Genomic DNA, 1,174 nt, shown 5'->3' with positions numbered 1-1,174 from the left:
CACCGACGCGGCGCTGCGCCAGCGCCTGTCGCTGGCCGCCCCCGGCTGGGGCGCCACGCTGACGCAAACCGACACCACCCAGGATGCGCTGACCCGCCTGCGGACCTCCGTCAGCCGCGGCGCCGGCTGGACCTTCGACCTGCTGCTGGTGGACCTGACCAGCGTGCGCAGCACCGCCATCGCTCTGCACCGCAACCTGCGCCGCATGCCCGAGCTCGAGGACCTGCGCGTGGCCTACCTGCAGGGCGACGAACCCATTGCCAACGAACTGGTGCAGGGCCCGTATGCCCTGCTGCTGTCGCGCATGATCGGCAACACCGAGCTGCGCAGCGGGCTGAGCAAATTCCTGTCGGGGCCGGTGGCCGCCAAGCAGGACGACCCGGAACCCATCGCACAGGAGCGCACCTTGATACCCGAAGCAACCGACGGCGGCGAACCGCGCGTGGGGCGCCTGCGCGGCCGCGTGCTGCTGGTGGAAGACAATCCCGTGAACCTGATGGTGGCCCAGCGCCTGGTGGGCATGCTGGGCCTGCACTGCGAAACCGCCGACAACGGCGAAAAGGCCCTCGAGCGCATGTACGCCGGCAACCTGGACGTGGTGCTGATGGACTGCCAGATGCCGGTGAAGGACGGCTACACCGCGTCATTGGAATGGCGCCAGCATGAAAGCGCCACCGGGCTGGCGCGCCTGCCCATCATTGCCATGACCGCCAACGCCATGGCCGGCGACCGCCAGAAGTGCCTGGACGCCGGCATGGACGATTACCTGTCCAAGCCCGTGGACCGCCGCCTGCTGGAAGCCACCATCGCGCGCTGGCTGCAGAGCCACCCGCAGCCCGTTTTGCCCACTGCCGCCGACACTGCGCCCGCGCCCGCGCCAGCTGCCGCACCGGCGCGCGCTGCGGCCCCGGCCCCGGCACCTGCGCCCGCCCCGGCGGCGCAGGCTCCGCGTCCGGCGCCGCCGGTGCTGCCGCCGCGTCCCGCTTTCCCCGACATGCAGCCGCGCCCGATCGTGCCTTTCCCGCCGCGCGCGCCTGCGGCAACACCGGGCCTGGCCACCGGCATCCCGCCGGCGCGGCCCATGGTGCCGTCGGCGCCCGCGCGGCCGGGCGCACCCGACAGCGCCCAGGTCCGGCCGGACGCCCCGGCACCGCCGCCCGGGCTGGCCCCCGGC

General features: G+C 73.8%; 1 protein-coding gene. It reads left to right on the top strand.

All coding sequences use genetic code 11. The annotated features are described in order from the left end of the window. On the top strand, positions 1-1,174 hold a 1,174-nt coding region (locus K0M70_RS00820; RefSeq protein ID WP_290778008.1), incomplete at both ends, for a response regulator.

The organism is Arenimonas sp. (genome assembly GCF_019459675.1).
Taxonomy (GTDB): Bacteria; Pseudomonadota; Gammaproteobacteria; order Xanthomonadales; family Xanthomonadaceae; genus Arenimonas.
This window is presented reverse-complemented; position numbering and strand designations above follow the sequence as displayed.